Annotated in this window: 1 protein-coding gene; it reads left to right on the top strand. The window is 48.0% G+C overall.

All coding sequences use genetic code 11. The annotated features are described in order from the left end of the window. Positions 1-18 precede the first annotated feature (18 nt). Positions 19-444: hypothetical protein (locus tag VJI93_RS08515; protein ID WP_324009278.1), on the top strand; the 426-nt coding region annotated here is incomplete at its 3' end.

The raw sequence follows: 444 nt of genomic DNA, 5'->3' as shown, positions 1-444 counted from the left end.
GCTACCAGGCTTATCCTTGTGGATAATCCGCAGCCTATTCCTGAATGGCTCCTGGACATCGATATTCAATGGCGCGATGCCTATTCCAATCGACCTGATGTAGCCTTCAAGGCTGCTTACGATCCTATGCGGATTAAAGACCATGATTATCGATGGTATCGTAAGGATAAGGCTAAAGGCCTTTATATGTCCTATTCTCCCGATGGCTTTTGTGCATCGTCCCACTATCACAAGGGTAGTGTATCCATGGTAGACATGGATGTGGGTCCCAAGAAGGATGCTGAGGGCAATGCTATCAAGAAGGAAGGTGGCAAGCCCTGGGAATATGAACGTGAGATGGTGCAGAAGTTAGCCACCACTCAGCAGAATGGCTATGGTGGGCGCCATTATCCCATTAAAATGGCGGATGATTCCGATTTCCATCCTGGCAAAGAGATCGTTCTA

It is taken from the genome of Parvimonas sp. M20 (genome assembly GCF_035282425.1).
Lineage (GTDB): Bacteria > Bacillota > Clostridia > Tissierellales > Peptoniphilaceae > Parvimonas.
Note: the sequence above shows the minus strand (reverse complement) of the source record. Positions and strands in the feature narration are given on the sequence as shown.